The organism is Streptomyces sp. NPDC052101, assembly GCF_040680235.1.
Lineage (GTDB): Bacteria > Actinomycetota > Actinomycetes > Streptomycetales > Streptomycetaceae > Streptomyces.
In genome coordinates, this window is the sequence record NZ_JBFAWH010000009.1 from 212,539 (window position 1) to 227,173 (window position 14,635).

9 protein-coding genes and 1 pseudogene are annotated in these 14,635 nt (G+C 71.9%); 1 reads left to right on the forward strand and 9 read right to left on the reverse strand.

What is annotated here, in order from left to right; genetic code table 11:
* Positions 1-238 precede the first annotated feature (238 nt).
* Entirely contained in the window at positions 239-2,113 is a 1,875-nt protein-coding gene (lepA, locus tag AB0L75_RS18610; protein WP_365182041.1) for a translation elongation factor 4, read from the reverse strand.
* Positions 2,114-2,339: 226 nt separating this feature from the next.
* Here lepA and rpsT point away from each other — a divergent pair, with 226 nt between their 5' ends.
* A complete protein-coding gene (gene rpsT / locus AB0L75_RS18615) occupies positions 2,340-2,606 on the forward strand; it encodes a 30S ribosomal protein S20 (protein ID WP_189948402.1) in 267 nt (88 codons plus the stop codon).
* Positions 2,607-3,425: 819 nt separating this feature from the next.
* On the opposite strand, the gene holA is transcribed toward rpsT, so the two are convergent.
* The 8 genes and pseudogenes from holA to leuS form a co-directional block, all read right to left on the reverse strand.
* A complete protein-coding gene (holA, locus tag AB0L75_RS18620) occupies positions 3,426-4,415 on the reverse strand; it encodes a DNA polymerase III subunit delta (RefSeq protein ID WP_365182042.1) in 990 nt (329 codons plus the stop codon).
* A gap of 91 nt (positions 4,416-4,506) precedes the next feature.
* The gene (locus AB0L75_RS18625; protein ID WP_365182044.1) at positions 4,507-4,752 is read right to left on the reverse strand and encodes a hypothetical protein; all 246 of its coding nucleotides are present in this window, start codon (positions 4,750-4,752) and stop codon (positions 4,507-4,509) included.
* A gap of 54 nt (positions 4,753-4,806) precedes the next feature.
* Positions 4,807-5,630 (reverse strand): annotated as a pseudogene (locus AB0L75_RS18630) (arylamine N-acetyltransferase).
* 61 nt (positions 5,631-5,691) lie between these two features.
* Positions 5,692-8,322: a ComEC/Rec2 family competence protein gene (locus AB0L75_RS18635; RefSeq protein ID WP_365182138.1), complete on the reverse strand. Its 2,631-nt coding sequence runs from the start codon at positions 8,320-8,322 to the stop codon at positions 5,692-5,694.
* 128 nt (positions 8,323-8,450) lie between these two features.
* Positions 8,451-9,515, reverse strand: a complete 1,065-nt coding sequence (locus AB0L75_RS18640; RefSeq protein ID WP_365182046.1) for a ComEA family DNA-binding protein — start codon at positions 9,513-9,515, stop codon at positions 8,451-8,453.
* A 119-nt stretch (positions 9,516-9,634) separates the two neighbouring features.
* Positions 9,635-10,480, reverse strand: a complete 846-nt coding sequence (locus tag AB0L75_RS18645; RefSeq protein ID WP_365182048.1) for a DegV family protein — start codon at positions 10,478-10,480, stop codon at positions 9,635-9,637.
* A gap of 72 nt (positions 10,481-10,552) precedes the next feature.
* Positions 10,553-11,290 (reverse strand): hypothetical protein, encoded by a 738-nt coding sequence (locus AB0L75_RS18650; protein ID WP_365182049.1) that lies wholly within the window; start codon positions 11,288-11,290, stop codon positions 10,553-10,555.
* A gap of 189 nt (positions 11,291-11,479) precedes the next feature.
* On the reverse strand, positions 11,480-14,353 hold the full coding sequence (gene leuS / locus AB0L75_RS18655) for a leucine--tRNA ligase (protein WP_365182051.1): 2,874 nt from the start codon (positions 14,351-14,353) through the stop codon (positions 11,480-11,482).
* Positions 14,354-14,635 lie beyond the last annotated feature (282 nt).

A 14,635-nucleotide genomic window follows, 5' to 3' on the forward strand; every position in this document is an offset into this window, starting at 1 on the left:
CTCGGTGCGGCTGGGTTAACTCACGGTGGGGTTTCGTGCTGCTGTTTCGCTGTTGTTTAACTCGCGAGTAACTATCGAGCAGGGATCAGAGTAAGCCGCGACCGGCCGCTGCGTAAGGGGCATCGGCCTGTCACTTTCCACGCAGAGCGACGCTACGCACGCGTAGGGGCCCACCGCACTTTCGTACGGCGGGCCCCCATAGGTCCGCTTTAGCGGCGTAACCCGTTGTTACCGCTGGTTACTTCTTGCCCTTGGCCGACCCCGCGCTGTCATCGCTGGACAGGACGGCGATGAAGGCTTCCTGCGGAACCTCCACGGAACCCACCATCTTCATCCGCTTCTTGCCTTCCTTCTGCTTCTCCAGCAGCTTCCGCTTACGGGAGATGTCACCGCCGTAGCACTTGGCGAGGACGTCCTTGCGGATGGCGCGGATGGTCTCGCGGGCGATGACCCGGGAGCCGATGGCGGCCTGCACCGGCACCTCGAAGCTCTGCCGCGGGATCAGCTCCCTGAGCTTGGCGACGAGCCGTACGCCGTACGCGTACGCCTGATCCTTGTGGGTGATCGCCGAGAAGGCGTCCACCTTGTCGCCGTGCAGCAGGATGTCGACCTTGACCAGGGAGCTGGTCTGCTCGCCCGTGGGCTCGTAGTCCAGGGACGCGTAGCCGCGGGTCTTGGACTTCAGCTGGTCGAAGAAGTCGAAGACGATCTCCGCGAGCGGCAGTGTGTAGCGGATCTCGACCCGGTCCTCGGAGAGGTAGTCCATGCCGAGCAGGGTGCCGCGCCGGGTCTGGCACAGCTCCATGATCGCGCCGATGAACTCGGTCGGAGCGAGGATCGTGGCCCGGACGACCGGCTCGAAGACCTCGTCGATCTTGCCCTCGGGGAACTCGCTCGGGTTGGTGACGACGTGCTCGCTGCCGTCCTCCATGTTCACGCGGTAGACCACGTTGGGGGCGGTGGCGATCAGGTCGAGGCCGAACTCGCGCTCCAGCCGCTCCCGGACCACGTCCAGGTGCAGCAGGCCGAGGAAACCGACGCGGAAGCCGAAGCCGAGGGCGGCGGAGGTCTCCGGCTCGTAGACCAGCGCGGCGTCGTTGAGCTGCAGCTTGTCCAGGGCCTCGCGCAGCTCCGGGTAGTCGGAGCCGTCGAGCGGATACAGACCCGAGAAGACCATCGGCTTCGGGTCCTTGTAGCCGCCGAGGGCCTGCGTGGCCCCCTTCTGCTGGCTGGTGACGGTGTCACCGACCTTGGACTGGCGGACGTCCTTCACACCGGTGATGAGATAGCCCACCTCACCGACGCCGAGGCCGTCGGCCGGCAGCATCTCGGGCGAGTTGACGCCGATCTCCAGCAGCTCGTGCGTGGCGCCGGTGGACATCATCCTGATGCGCTCGCGCTTGTTGAGCTGGCCGTCGATGACTCGGACGTACGTCACGACACCGCGGTAGGAGTCGTAGACCGAGTCGAAGATCATCGCGCGGGCGGGCGCGTCCGCGACACCGACCGGCGCCGGGATCTCCTTGACGACCTTGTTCAGCAGCGCGTCCACGCCGAGGCCTGTCTTGGCCGAGACCTTGAGGACGTCGGAGGGGTCGCAGCCGACGAGGTTCGCCAGCTCCTCGGCGAACTTCTCCGGCTGGGCGGCCGGCAGGTCGATCTTGTTCAGCACGGGGATGATCGTGAGGTCGTTCTCCATCGCCAGGTAGAGGTTGGCGAGGGTCTGCGCCTCGATGCCCTGGGCGGCGTCGACGAGGAGGATGGTCCCCTCACAGGCGGCGAGCGACCGCGAGACCTCGTAGGTGAAGTCGACGTGCCCCGGGGTGTCGATCATGTTGAGGATGTGAGTCGTGCCCTGGTCGGGGCCCTCGGTCGGGGCCCAGGGCAGACGCACCGCCTGGGACTTGATCGTGATGCCGCGCTCGCGCTCGATGTCCATCCGGTCGAGGTACTGAGCACGCATCTGCCGCTGCTCGACCACACCGGTCAGCTGGAGCATCCGGTCGGCGAGCGTGGACTTGCCGTGGTCGATGTGCGCGATGATGCAGAAATTGCGGATCAGAGCCGGGGCGGTACGGCTCGGCTCGGGCACATGGTTAGGGGTCGCGGGCACGCAGGGTCCTGTCTCTTGAGGCGCCTTATGCCTCGGGTCGGATCGATACGTAGTCTCCATGGTCCCACGCGGAGGGACCGGGGGCCGTTTTGGGCCGCTCGCAAGGCCACTGGTACTGTAGATGGCTGTGCCTCATGCCCTCTCAGCGCGAGGCGCGACAGAAAATTCTTGGATCACCGGTACGGGACCCTCACGGCCCCGCACCTGAACCTGAAAAGGCTCCTTCGTGGCGAACATCAAGTCCCAGATCAAGCGGATCAAGACCAACGAGAAGGCTCGGCTGCGCAACAAGGCCGTCAAGTCCTCCCTGAAGACCGCGATCCGCAAGGCCCGTGAGGCCGCTGCCTCGGGTGACGTCGAGAAGGCCACCGAGCTGCAGCGCGCTGCCGCGCGTGCGCTCGACAAGGCCGTCTCGAAGGGCGTCATCCACAAGAACCAGGCCGCCAACAAGAAGTCGGCGCTTGCTTCCAAGGTCACGTCCCTCAAGGGCTGAGCTTTCCCTCTGATCTGACCGCCGGAAGGACCCAGAGCGGGCCCTCTCTCATCCGCTCCCGTCCGGCACCCCGAGCCTGTACGCGGCCTGCGTTCGCCACGCGGGTACGGGCTCAACAGCTTGAACCAAGGCCTCGGCGCTCCCCCTTCCCCAGGGTGGGCACCGGGGCCTTCGGCATGCCCCGGCACCACGGCGCCTTGCCTTCGACATGGGTTGACACCACGGTGCCTTGAGCCACTTCACGGCCGACAGGCGGCCGGGTCGGGGGTGGTGGGCGAGGCGGGGCGGAGTCCCTGGCGGAGTCTGGGGCGGAGTCCCTGACGGGATCTGAGGCAGAGGCCGCCGGGGGTGGTGGGCAGGGCGGGGCGGAGTCCCTGACGGGGACTGGGGCGGAGTCCCTGACGGGATCTGGGGCGGAGTCCCTGACGGGATCTGAGGCGGAGGCCGCCGGGGGTGGTGGGCAGGGCGGGGCGGAGTCCCTGGCGGGACTTGGGCCAGAGCCCCTAGCAGGGTCTGGGGCGGAGTCCCTGGCGGGGCCGGAGGCAGGGGCCCAGCAGGATCTGGGGCGGAGCCCCCGGCGGGGACTGAGGCGGAGCCCCCAGCAGGATCTGGGGCAGAGCCCCCGGCGGGGACTGAGGCGGAGCCCCCAGCAGGATCTGGGGCAGAGCCCCCGGCGGGATGGGGCAGAGCCCCAATCAGGGCCTGGCGCAGAACCCCCAGCGGGATCTGCAGCAGCACCCCCGGCGGCATCTTGGGCAGAGCCCCCAGCGGGATCTTGGGCGGAGCCCCCAGCGGGGCCTGGGGCAGCGCCCCGGCCGGCTATCCGCGTCCGCGCGACCGGGCAGCCCGAGCGATCACCACGACGGCCTTCTCCAGCGCGTACTCGGGATCATCGCCTCCGCCCTTCACGCCCGCGTCGGCCTCGGCGACAGCCCTGAGCGCCGCCGCGACCCCGTCCGGCGTCCACCCCCGCATCTGCTGCCGCACCCGATCGATCTTCCACGGCGGCATCCCCAGCTCCCGCGCCAGATCAGCCGGCCGCCCCCCGCGCGCGGAGGACAGCTTCCCGATGGCCCGCACCCCCTGCGCCAACGCGCTGGTGATCATCACCGGCGCCACCCCGGTCGCCAGCGACCAGCGCAAGGCCTCCAGCGCCTCCGCCGTACGTCCCTCCACGGCCCGGTCGGCGACCGTGAAACTGGAGGCCTCGGCCCGGCCGGTGTAGTACCGCCCGACGACCGCCTCGTCGATCGTCCCCTCCACGTCGGCGACCAGCTGGGAGACGGCCGAGGCCAGCTCCCGCAGATCGCTGCCGATGGCATCGCAGAGCGACTGGCACGCCTCGGGCGTGGCCGACCGCCCGGACGAGCGGAACTCGCCCCGCACGAAGGCCAGCCGGTCCGCGGGCTTGGTCATCTTCGGGCAGGCCACCTCCCGCGCCCCCGCCTTGCGCGCGGCGTCCAGCAGCCCCTTGCCCTTGGCCCCGCCCGCGTGCAGCAGCACGAGCGTGATCTCCTCGGCGGGCGCCCCGAGATACGCCTTCACGTCCTTGACCGTGTCGGCGGACAGGTCCTGCGCATTGCGTACGACCACGACTTTCCGCTCGGCGAAGAGCGAGGGACTGGTCAGCTCGGCGAGCGTGCCGGGCTGCAACTGGTCCGGGGTGAGGTCGCGTACGTCCGTGTCGGCGTCGGCGGCCCTGGCGGCGGCCACCACCTCCTGCACGGCACGGTCGAGCAGGAGGTCCTCCTGGCCCACGGCGAGCGTCACCGGGGCGAGAGGGTCGTCATTCGCAGTCTTCCTGGCCATCGGGACAAGCATCCCACGCCCCACTGACAACGCCCCGCGCCCGACCGCCGGGCAGGGCCGCTGCCGAGTCCCGGCAGGGCGCCGAGAGGGCTCAGGGCTCCTCGCGCCAGCCGTCCCACTTGCCGGCGAACTCGTCCAGCTCCGCCGGGTCCAGCCGCTCGTCCTCGTCCCGCAGGACGACCAGCCACTGCGCGTCCTCGGCGTCGTCCTCGCCGGCCAGCGCGTCGCGGACGAGCTGGGGCTCCTCGTCCAGGCCGAACCGCTCCCCGAGCGCCTCGGCCGCCTCCTCGGCGGCATCCCGGTCGGGCAGCACCAGCACATGTCTCACATCGCTCACGGCCCCATTCTCCGGTACGGCACCAAAGCCCCGAGACTGGCCCGTACGCCCAGGTCAGCCCTTGCGCACAGTCGGCACACAGCCCAGCTCGATCCCGAACCGCTCCCGGTACGCCCTCAGCACCTCCTCGTCCGACCCCAACTCCCGCGTCTCGCGCCTGCCGTCGGCGTCCGTCGTCGTCAGCGCACGCCCGCCGAGCGTGAGCCTGCCTCCGTCCTCGGTGACCCGTGAACAGACCAGTGACCGAGTGAAGTGCGACAGCCGCGAGGTGCTGTGCCACCAGGCCCCGGCCACAAAGTCCCCGAGCGCCCGGGCCGCGCCTCCAGCCGGTACTGCAGCTCGCCGTTCCGTACGACGTCCAGGTCCCCGGCCCCGGCCGGGCCGGCGCCGCGCACCCCGGCCGCGTCGGGCCCGGCCTCCATCACCCGGAACACTCCGCCGGGGTCGGCCTGCTCCGCGCGCTCCGCGTACGCCAGCGGGTGGTGGCTGTGCGCCCCGAAGCCGACGTCCGCGAGCCAGGTGTCCCCCTCCGCCGCCCGCACCCGCAGGGCAAGATGGTCGTACGGGATGCCGAGCCGCTCCGCGTCGCCGTACACGCGTCCCGCGAGCAGCTCGACCTCGTAGCCGAGAGCGGCGAGCAACGCGCCGAACGCGCCGTTCAGTTCGTAGCAGAAGCCGCCTCTCCCGCGTCCGACCACCTTGTCCAGCAGTTGCTCCTCCTCCAGCACGATCTCCTCACCGAGGTGGATCGACAGATTCTCGAAGGGGACGGTCCGCAGATGGCGCAGATGCAGCTCGCGCAGCGCCGGGCCGGTGGGCCGCGTTGGGCGCTCGGCCCCGATCCGGCGGAGATAGGCGTCGACCTGGCGTGAGTCCATGGCCCCAGTGTGGAGTTCCCGACCCCCGTCCGGGCGAACACCGGCTCCTCAGTCTCTCGTCTCAGTCTCTCGTCACCTGTAGCTTCCCTCCCGCCCCGCCCGTCCCGCCGACCGCCAGCTCGCCGTCCCGGTCGGTGCGCAGCACCAGTGCCCCGCCCGCCCGCAGCGCGGCCACGGTCGCCGGTGCCGGGTGGCCGTAGGGGTTGCCGGCACCGCAGGAGATGAGCGCCACCCGGGGGGCCACGAGCCGTATCAGGTCCGGGTCCTGATAGGCCGAGCCGTGATGGGCGACCTTCAGTACGTCCACTCCGGCCAGCTCGGCCGCTGCCGGTGACCGCGCCAACGCCTGTTGGGCCGGCGGTTCGAGGTCGCCCAGCAACAGCAGCCGCAGTCCGCCCGAGCGGACCAGCATCGCGACGCTGGCGTCGTTCGGATCGTCCGGCTCCGGCAGCGGGCCCGGCCATGCCGGGGCCTGCCGGTCCGAGGGCGGCCGGGTGCTCGGCGGGGGCCACACGACCTGCCAGGAGAGCGGACCGGTGCGCCACTCCTCCCCGGCGACGGCCCGGGTGACCGGGATGTGCCGCGCCGCCGCCTGCCTTCTGACGAACTCGGCCTGGTCTGCGGGTTCCTCGAATCCGGTGGTCTCGATCGCGGCCACCGAACGGCCGCGCAGCACACCGGGCAGGCCCGCCACATGGTCGGCGTGGAAATGGGTCAGGACGAGGAGGGGGATGCGCGTGATGCCCAGCTGTCGCAGACAGTGGTCGACCAGCACCGGATCGGGTCCCGTGTCCACGACCACACCGGTTCCCTCACCCGTCGCCAGCACGGTCGCGTCGCCCTGTCCGACATCGCACATCGCGAACCGCCAGCCCGGCGGCGGCCAGCCCGTCATCACCCGGGTCAGCGGCGCCGGCCGCACCACCGCCAGCAGAAGCAGCAGCCCGAGCAACCCGCACCACCACGGGTGCCGCGACATCCGCCGGCCGGCCAGGACGACGGCCACGGTGACCGCCGCGAGCGCCAGCGCCCCCGGCCAGCTTCCCGGCCAGTGCACTCCCGCGCCGGGCAGCGCCGCCCCCGTCCGGGCCACCGCGGCGATCCACCCGGCCGGCCAACTCGCGCACCAGGCCAGAGCCTTGGCCGGAGCCATCGCCAGCGGCGCCGCCACAAGCGCCGCGAACCCCAGCACCGTGGCCGGCGCCACCGCCACCTCGGCCAGCAGGTTGCACGGCACCGCCACCAGACTCACCCGCGCCGACAGCACCGCTGTGACCGGGGCGCACACCGCCTGTGCCGCGGCGGCCGCCGCCAGCGCCTCCGCGAGCCTCGGCGGCACCCTGCGCCGCCGCAGCGCCTCGCTCCAGCCCGGCGCCAGCACCAGCAGCGCACCGGTGGCCAGCACGGACAGCAGGAAGCCGTAACCGCGGGACAGCCACGGGTCGTAGAGCACCAGCAGCAGGACGGCCGTGGCCAGCGCCGGGACCAGGGATCGACGGCGTCCGGTGGCCAGGGCGAGCAGCGCGACCGCGCCGCACGCGGCGGCCCGCAGCACACTGGGGTCGGGCCGGCTCACGAGTACGAAGCCCAGCGTGAGCGCTCCGGCGAACAGCGCGGTCGCCCGCAACGAGAGCCCGAGGCGCGGGGCCAGTCCCCGGCGCTCCGCCCGCTGTGCCAGTCCGGGCGGCCCGATCAGCAGCGCGAGCAGGACGGTGAGGTTGCTGCCGGACACCGCGAGCGTGTGCGCCAGGTCCGTCTCCTTGAACGCCTCGTCCAGCTCGGGCGTGATCCGTGAGGTGTCCCCGACGACCAGCCCGGGAAGCAGCGCCCGGGCGTCTCCCGGGAGACCGTCGGTCGCCGCCCGCAGCCCGGCCCTGAGCCGTCCTGCCAGCCGTTGCGCCCCGCTGGGGCCCGCCACGATCCGCGGGCCCGGCCGGCCCCTCACCCGCAGCACGGCCGCGGTCTGCTCCCCGCCCGTCAGCGCGGGCGCCAGCCGCCCGCTCACCCGCAGCCGCGTGGACGGCAGCAGTCCCAGCCAGCCGTCCCGGGCACCCTGCCCGCCCCGGCCACCGGCCCCCGACGACAGCCCGGAACCCTGACGTCTCACCTCCTTTCCCCCCGCTGCGCCGCCGCTCCACGCCACGGCTCCCTGCGCTGAACTGCCGGTTCGAGCGGCGCTCCGCACCGGTGCCGGTACATCCGTATCGACGACCAGCAGCACCGGAGTCCGCGTCCGCACGCTGGTCCCGTCAATCCGCTCGACGCGCCGCACCACCGCCCGGGCCAGTACCGCCATCGGCGCCGCGTGATCGCCGCGCACCCGTGGCCGGCTCAGCCAGGGATCGCCGCTCACCTCGACCTCGGCCGTCACGGTCGTGTACCGCCGGGCCAACTCGGGCACCGGCCCGCGCCGTAGGTCCGCCCCGTGCAGCCCCGCCGATGCCGCCGCCGCGGCGACGCAGAGCAGGACGGCGGCGATCGGAGCACGGGCCCACGCGAACCGCCCGAGCACGCACCCGGCTTGCCCCTCCCGTCCGGCCCGTAAGGCCCGCCTGGTCCGCGCCGTCAACAGAACGAACCCGCCCACCAGGCAGACGACCGCGATCCCGGCCGTCCAGCCCGGCTGTGCGTCCAGCGTCAGGGCCGCCGTGGCCCAGGCTGCGAGCGCGGGCGGTACCAGGCGCAGATCCATGGGTCCCGCCCGGTCGCCGCGCTCGGACCCGCGCTCCTCGGCGTCGCCGCCCACACCGCCGCCGGACCCCAGCTCCCCCGCCCGCCCACCGCCACGTCCCGACAGCCCGTCATCGGTGATCGCGCGGCTCATGGCCGTACCAGGTCCCGCAGGTCACTGAAGCGGCGGTCGCCGATGCCGTTGACCTCGCGCAGTTCGTCCACCGAGCGGAATCCGCCGTGCTGGGCGCGGTAGTCGATGATGTGCTGGGCGAGGACCGGGCCGACGCCGGGCAGCGTGTCCAGCTGGTCGGCCGTGGCCGTGTTGAGGGAGACAGGCGTCGTGGGGGTCGCGCCGGCCGGTCCGGAGAGCGGGCCGACCGCCGGGCCGGGTGGAGCCGCCGCCCCGCCGGGCACGCCGACGACGACCTGTTCGCCGTCGATCAGGAAACGGGCCCGGTTGAGGCCCTCGGTGGGCACGCCCGGACGGACTCCGCCGGCCGCCCGCAGCGCGTCGGCCACCCGGGAACCGGCGGGCAACCGCCGGATCCCCGGTTCGCGCACCTTGCCGCTGACGTCCACGACGATCTGTCCGCCCGGCGTCGGTGAGGCACCCGCGACCGCGCCACCGGCCTTCGCGTCGTCTTCCTTCTTCTTGGCGTAGGGCGGCTGAGCGTGCACCACTTGAGGGGCGCTCACGGTCTGGGTCCGACCGGCCCAGAAGTGCTGTACGGCGAAGACGGCGGCGGCCACGAGCACCACGGCGAGCGCCAGGACTCCGCGCCGCTCCACACCGTACCGAGCCTGTAGCCACACCGGCATCCGCTCCCGCAGCGCCGGCCCGACCCGCTCCCGCCAGCCGGGCCCCTCGGGCCGGGAGGACTCCAACGGGCTTACGGCGTCGGTCGGTTCGGGAGCTTCGGTCGTGCTCAGCCCTGGCGCGCGGACCGTGACCGGTGCCGTCGCCGTCTCGGTCGCCCGGGGTGCGGGACCCTCATCCGGCGGTCCGTTCCCCGACTCCCGCCTGCGCACGGCTCGTTCGCCGAAGAGGAGTTCCGCTCGGCGGCGCAGGTCGTCGGCCGGTGCCGGCGGCGGGCGGTGGCCGGCGCTGCGGGTGCGGATGCCGCGGCGGTTGCGGACGCGGCCGTCGGAGGCGGGACCGCGGCCGGGGCCGCTGGCCGCAGTGGCTGTGCGTGAACGTGATCGAAGTGCCATGCGACGAGGATGGGACAACCCGTCGATTCACGATGATCTTGGTCAATTCCCGGGGGCGGCCGCCCGGTTGTGGACAACTCCGCCACCCGCACGAGTGAGGGGTCAGCCGAGTGCGGGGGTCAGCGCGGTGAGACCACCGCGCCGAGCAGCCCGGGCCCGGTGTGTGCCCCGATCACCGCCCCGACCTCGCTGACATGGAGGTCGGCCAGGCCCGGCACGCGGGCCCGCAGCCGGTCGGCGAGCGCGGCGGCACGGTCGGGAGCGGCGAGATGATGGACGGCGATGTCGACCTCGGCGCCGCCCGCCCGCTCGGCGGTGATCTCCTCCAGACGCGCGATGGCCCTGGACGCCGTACGGACCTTTTCGAGCAGCTCGATGCGGCCACCGTCCAGCTGGAGCAGGGGTTTGACGGCGAGTGCGGAACCGAGGAGGGCCTGCGCGGCTCCGATGCGGCCGCCGCGACGCAGATAGTCGAGGGTGTCGACGTAGAAGTAGGCGGAGGTGCCCGCGGCCCGCTTCTCGGCGGCCGTGACGGCTTCGTCCACCGTGCCGCCGGCCTCCGCGGCCTCGGCCGCGGCGAGCGCGCAGAAGCCGAGGGCCATCGCGACCATCCCGGTGTCCACCACCCGTACCGGCACCGGCGCCTCGCGCGCCGCGAGGACCGCCGCGTCGTAGGTGCCGGACAGTTCGGCGGACAGATGCAGGGACACGATGCCGCTCGCGCCGGACTCGGCGACCCTGCGGTAGGTCTCCGCGAACACCTCGGGGCTCGGTCGCGAGGTCGTGACGGGGCGTCGCTTCTGCAGCGCCTGGGCCAGTGAGCGGGTCGAGATCTCGGTGCCCTCTTCGAGAGCCTGGTCGCCGAGGACCACGGTCAGGGGCACCGCGGTGATGCCGTGACGCTCCATCGTCCGTGGCGGCAGGTAGGCCGTTGAATCGGTGACGATCGCGACATGGCGGGACATGAGCTGGAGGTTACCTGCCGTAGCGCTCGTGCGGCAGCCCGGCCCCCGTGGTACGGGCCGGGAGCGGGCCGCTCAGGTGGTGCTCTCGGGCCGGGGCTTCTTCTGCCAGGGGTGGGTGAAGCGCGGCGACGGCGGGGTGATCGCCTGTGGCGGCTGCTCCTCGGCGGGGCGGGACGTCCGGGAACGGGCGCGCTGTGCCGCCGGGCCGTCGGCGGTCGTTGGGGCGGGGTCGTCGGTCCATGACCCGGGATCGGGTGCGGGCCCGGCCGGGGTCCAGTGGCGCAGGGCTTCGGACTCGATGTCTATCTGGTCGCTGAGCGCGCCCAGATCGTCGTCGACGAAGCGGCGCGCCCGGTCGCGGACGGCCCAGCGCAGCGAGTCCGCGGACTTGGTGATGCGCTCCGTGCGGCTGCGCAACTCGGGCAGCCGCGCGGTGAGCTGGGCGCGGTCCGGCTCCGCCTCCATGCGCCTGAGGTCGGCGTCCAGCTCGTGTCCGTGCGCGCTGAGCCGCTCGAAGAGGCCGAGGGACTCCTTCAGTGACTCGTCCTCGGCGACGCCCGCGCGCAGCGCGTCCTGGGTGGCGCGCATGGAGGTGCGCAGCGCGAGCCGCAGCTGGGCGATCTCGGCGGCGGGGCCGACCTGGACGAAGGACTTGGCGCGCAACGTGTGGTCCTCGACCGTGCGCCGGGCCTGCTCGATCGTCCGGTCCACTCCGCGCTTGGCGGCGCCGACCGCCTTGATCGTGGCGTACACGCCCAGGCCGATGCAGAGCAGGAAGAGCAGGGCGAACACGGCGATCACGGCTTCCACGACGCTCCTCCTCCGACGGGTGCGGCACACGCCGCTGCGCTTTCCACGGTAAACGCAGCGGGCAGGCCCGGAGTTCCAGAAGAACCCCGAACCTGCCCGTAGGGGACTACCCCGATGCCGGTCGTGGCCGGCGTCCGGTCGCCAGAACCCGCACGCGTCCGATCGTCAGAACCCGCACGCGTCCGGTCGTCAGGCCGGAACGATGTTCACCAGCTTCGGTGCCCGGACGATCACCTTGCGGATGCCCGCGCCGCCCAGCGCCGCGACGACCTTCTCGTCGGACAGGGCCGCCTTCTCCAGCTCCTCGTCGGTGATGGCCGGCGGCACCTCCAGGCGGGCCTTGACCTTGCCCTTGATCTGCACGACACAGGTCACGGTCTCGTCGACGACGTAGTCCGGGTCGGCGACCGGGAAGTCCCGGTGGACGACCGAGTCGGTGTGGCCCAGCTTGCGCCACAGCTCCTCGGCGATGTGCGGGGCCAGCGGGGCCGTCATCAGCACCAGCGGCTCGGCGACCGGGCGCGGCACCGCGCCACCGGCCTTGGTCAGGTGGTTGTTCAGCTCGGTGACCTTGGCGATGGCGGTGTTGAAGCGCAGGCCCTCCAGGTCCTGGCGGACGCCGTCGATGGCCTTGTGCAGGGCGCGCAGGGTCTCCTCGTCGGGCTCGGCGTCGGTGACGGTGACCTCGCCGGTGTTCTCGTCGACGATGTTGCGCCACAGCCGCTGCAGCAGCCGGAACTGGCCGACCACCGCGCGCGTGTCCCACGGCCGGGAGACGTCCAGCGGGCCCATGGCCATCTCGTACAGGCGCAGGGTGTCGGCGCCGTACTCGGCGCAGATCTCGTCCGGGGTCACCGCGTTCTTCAGCGACTTGCCCATCTTGCCCAGCAGGCGGGAGACCTTCTCGCCCTGGTAGTAGTACTCGCCGCCCACCTCCTCGACCTCGGCGGCCGGCACAGCGATGCCCCGGCTGTCGCGGTAGACGTAGGCCTGGATCATGCCCTGGTTGAACAGCTTGTGGAACGGCTCGGCCGACGAGACGTGGCCCAGGTCGTACAGGACCTTGGACCAGAAGCGCGCGTACAGCAGGTGCAGCACGGCGTGCTCGGCGCCGCCGACGTACAGGTCGACACCGCCGTGCGGCAGACTCTCGCGCGGGCCCATCCAGTACTGCTCGATCTCGGGGTCGACCAGCTGCCGGTCGTTGTGCGGGTCCAGGTAGCGGAACTCGTACCAGCAGGAACCGGCCCAGTTGGGCATGGTGTTGGTCTCGCGGCGGTACTGCTTCGGCCCGTCGCCCAGGTCCAGGGTGACGTTGACCCATTCCTCGTTGCGCGACAGCGGCGTCTCGGGCTGGGTGTCGGCGTCGTCCGCGTCGAAGGTGCGCGGGCTGTAGTCCTCGACCTCGGGCAGCTCCAGCGGCAGCATCGACTCGGGCAGCGGGTGGGCGACGCCGTCCTCGTCGTAGACGATCGGGAAGGGCTCGCCCCAGTAGCGCTGGCGGCTGAACAGCCAGTCGCGCAGGCGGAAGTTGACGGTGCCCTCGCCGATGCCCTTGTCCTGCAGCCACTCGGTGATGCGGGCCTTGGCCTCGGCCACGCCCATGCCGTCCAGGCTGATCTCGCCGTTGGACGAGTTGATGATCTTCGCGTCGTACGACCCGAAGGCGTTCTCCCACGTCGCGGTGTCGGTGCCACGGCCGTCGGTCGGCTCGACGATGCAGCGGATCGGCAGCTCGAAGGCGCGCGCGAACTCGAAGTCGCGCTGGTCGCCGCAGGGAACGGCCATGATCGCGCCGGTGCCGTAGCCCATCAGGACGTAGTCGGCGATGAAGACGGGGACCTGCTCACCGTTGACCGGGTTGGTGGCGTACGAGCCGATGAAGACGCCGGTCTTGTCCTTCGCCTCGGCCTGCCGCTCGACATCCGACTTCGAGGCGGCCTGCGCGCGGTACGCGGCGACGGCCTCGGCGGGCGTGGCGTGGCCGCCGGTCCACACCTCGTGGGTGCCCTCCGGCCAGGCAGCCGGGGTGAACTTGTCGACCAGCGGGTGCTCGGGCGCCAGCACCATGTAGGTCGCGCCGAACAGGGTGTCCTGGCGGGTGGTGAAGACCGTGATGTGCTCGCCGTCGATCGGGAAGTCGACGCGGGCACCCTCGCTGCGGCCGATCCAGTTGCGCTGCTGCAGCTTGATGGCCTCGGGCCAGTCCAGCTCCTCCAGGTCCTCCAGCAGCCGGTCGGCGTAGGCGGTGATGCGCATGTTCCACTGGCGCAGCTTGGCCTTGAAGACCGGGTAGTTGCCGCGCTCGGAGCGGCCGTCGGCGGTGACCTCCTCGTTGGCCAGCACCGTGCCCAGGCCCGGGCACCAGTTGACGGGCGCGTCGGAGGCGTAGGCCAGGCGGTACTCGCCCAGGACGTCGGCGCGCTCGCGGGCGCTCAGCTCGCTCCACGCGCGCGTGGTGCCCGGGACCGCCCGCTCACCGGACTCGAACAGGGCGACCAGTTCGGAGATCGGGCGGGCCTTCTTCGCCTCCTCGTCGTACCAGGAGTTGAAGATCTGCAGGAAGATCCACTGGGTCCACTTGTAGTAGTCCGGGTCGATCGTGGCGAAGGACCGGCGCTTGTCGTGGCCCAGGCCCAGCCGGCGCAGCTGGGCCTTCATGTTCTCGATGTTGGCCTCGGTGGACACGCGCGGGTGCGTGCCGGTCTGCACGGCGTACTGCTCGGCGGGCAGGCCGAAGGCGTCGAAGCCCAGGGTGTGCAGGACGTTGTGGCCGGTCATGCGCTGGAACCGGGCGTAGACGTCGGTGGCGATGTAGCCCAGCGGGTGGCCGACGTGCAGGCCCGCACCCGAGGGGTACGGGAACATGTCCATGATGAACTTCTTGGGCCTGGCGACCAGCGCGGGGTCGCCGGCCAGGTCGCCCTTGGGGTTCGGCGCCGCGTAGGTGCCGTCGGCGTCCCAGAAGTCCTGCCAGCGTGCCTCGACCTCGGCTGCCATGGCGGCCGTGTAGCGGTGCGGCGCTGCTACCTCGGACGTGGCAGCGGGGTTCGTCTCGCTCATGATCCTCAAAGCTCCATCGATCGTCTCTGCCTGCGGCTGCGACATTCAAAGAAACGAAAAATCCCCTCGCACAGGAGGGGACGCCGCGCCGATGCCGACCTCATGGTTCGACCAGGGTCGGTACTGATCAGCGCGGCCCGCTAAGCAGAAGGCGTACGGCACGCATGGCGCTAGGGTACCGCAGGCCCCGAGCGAGCGGCGACGGCCTTGAGCAAGCCGCGACGCGCGTCCGTATCCCTTGTGGACATGCCAGAACCCGAGGGAGGAGCTGAACCAAGGTCA

Excerpts from the sequence above, each read along its gene's own strand:
- holA (WP_365182042.1), bottom strand. The coding sequence starts at position 4,415 with ATGGCCAGGAAGACTGCGAATGACGACCCTCTCGCCCCGGTGACGCTC.
- AB0L75_RS18635 (WP_365182138.1), bottom strand. The coding sequence starts at position 8,322 with ATGGATCTGCGCCTGGTACCGCCCGCGCTCGCAGCCTGGGCCACGGCG.
- AB0L75_RS18640 (WP_365182046.1), bottom strand. The coding sequence starts at position 9,515 with ATGGCACTTCGATCACGTTCACGCACAGCCACTGCGGCCAGCGGCCCC.
- AB0L75_RS18645 (WP_365182048.1), bottom strand. The coding sequence starts at position 10,480 with ATGTCCCGCCATGTCGCGATCGTCACCGATTCAACGGCCTACCTGCCG.
- leuS (WP_365182051.1), bottom strand. The coding sequence starts at position 14,353 with ATGAGCGAGACGAACCCCGCTGCCACGTCCGAGGTAGCAGCGCCGCAC.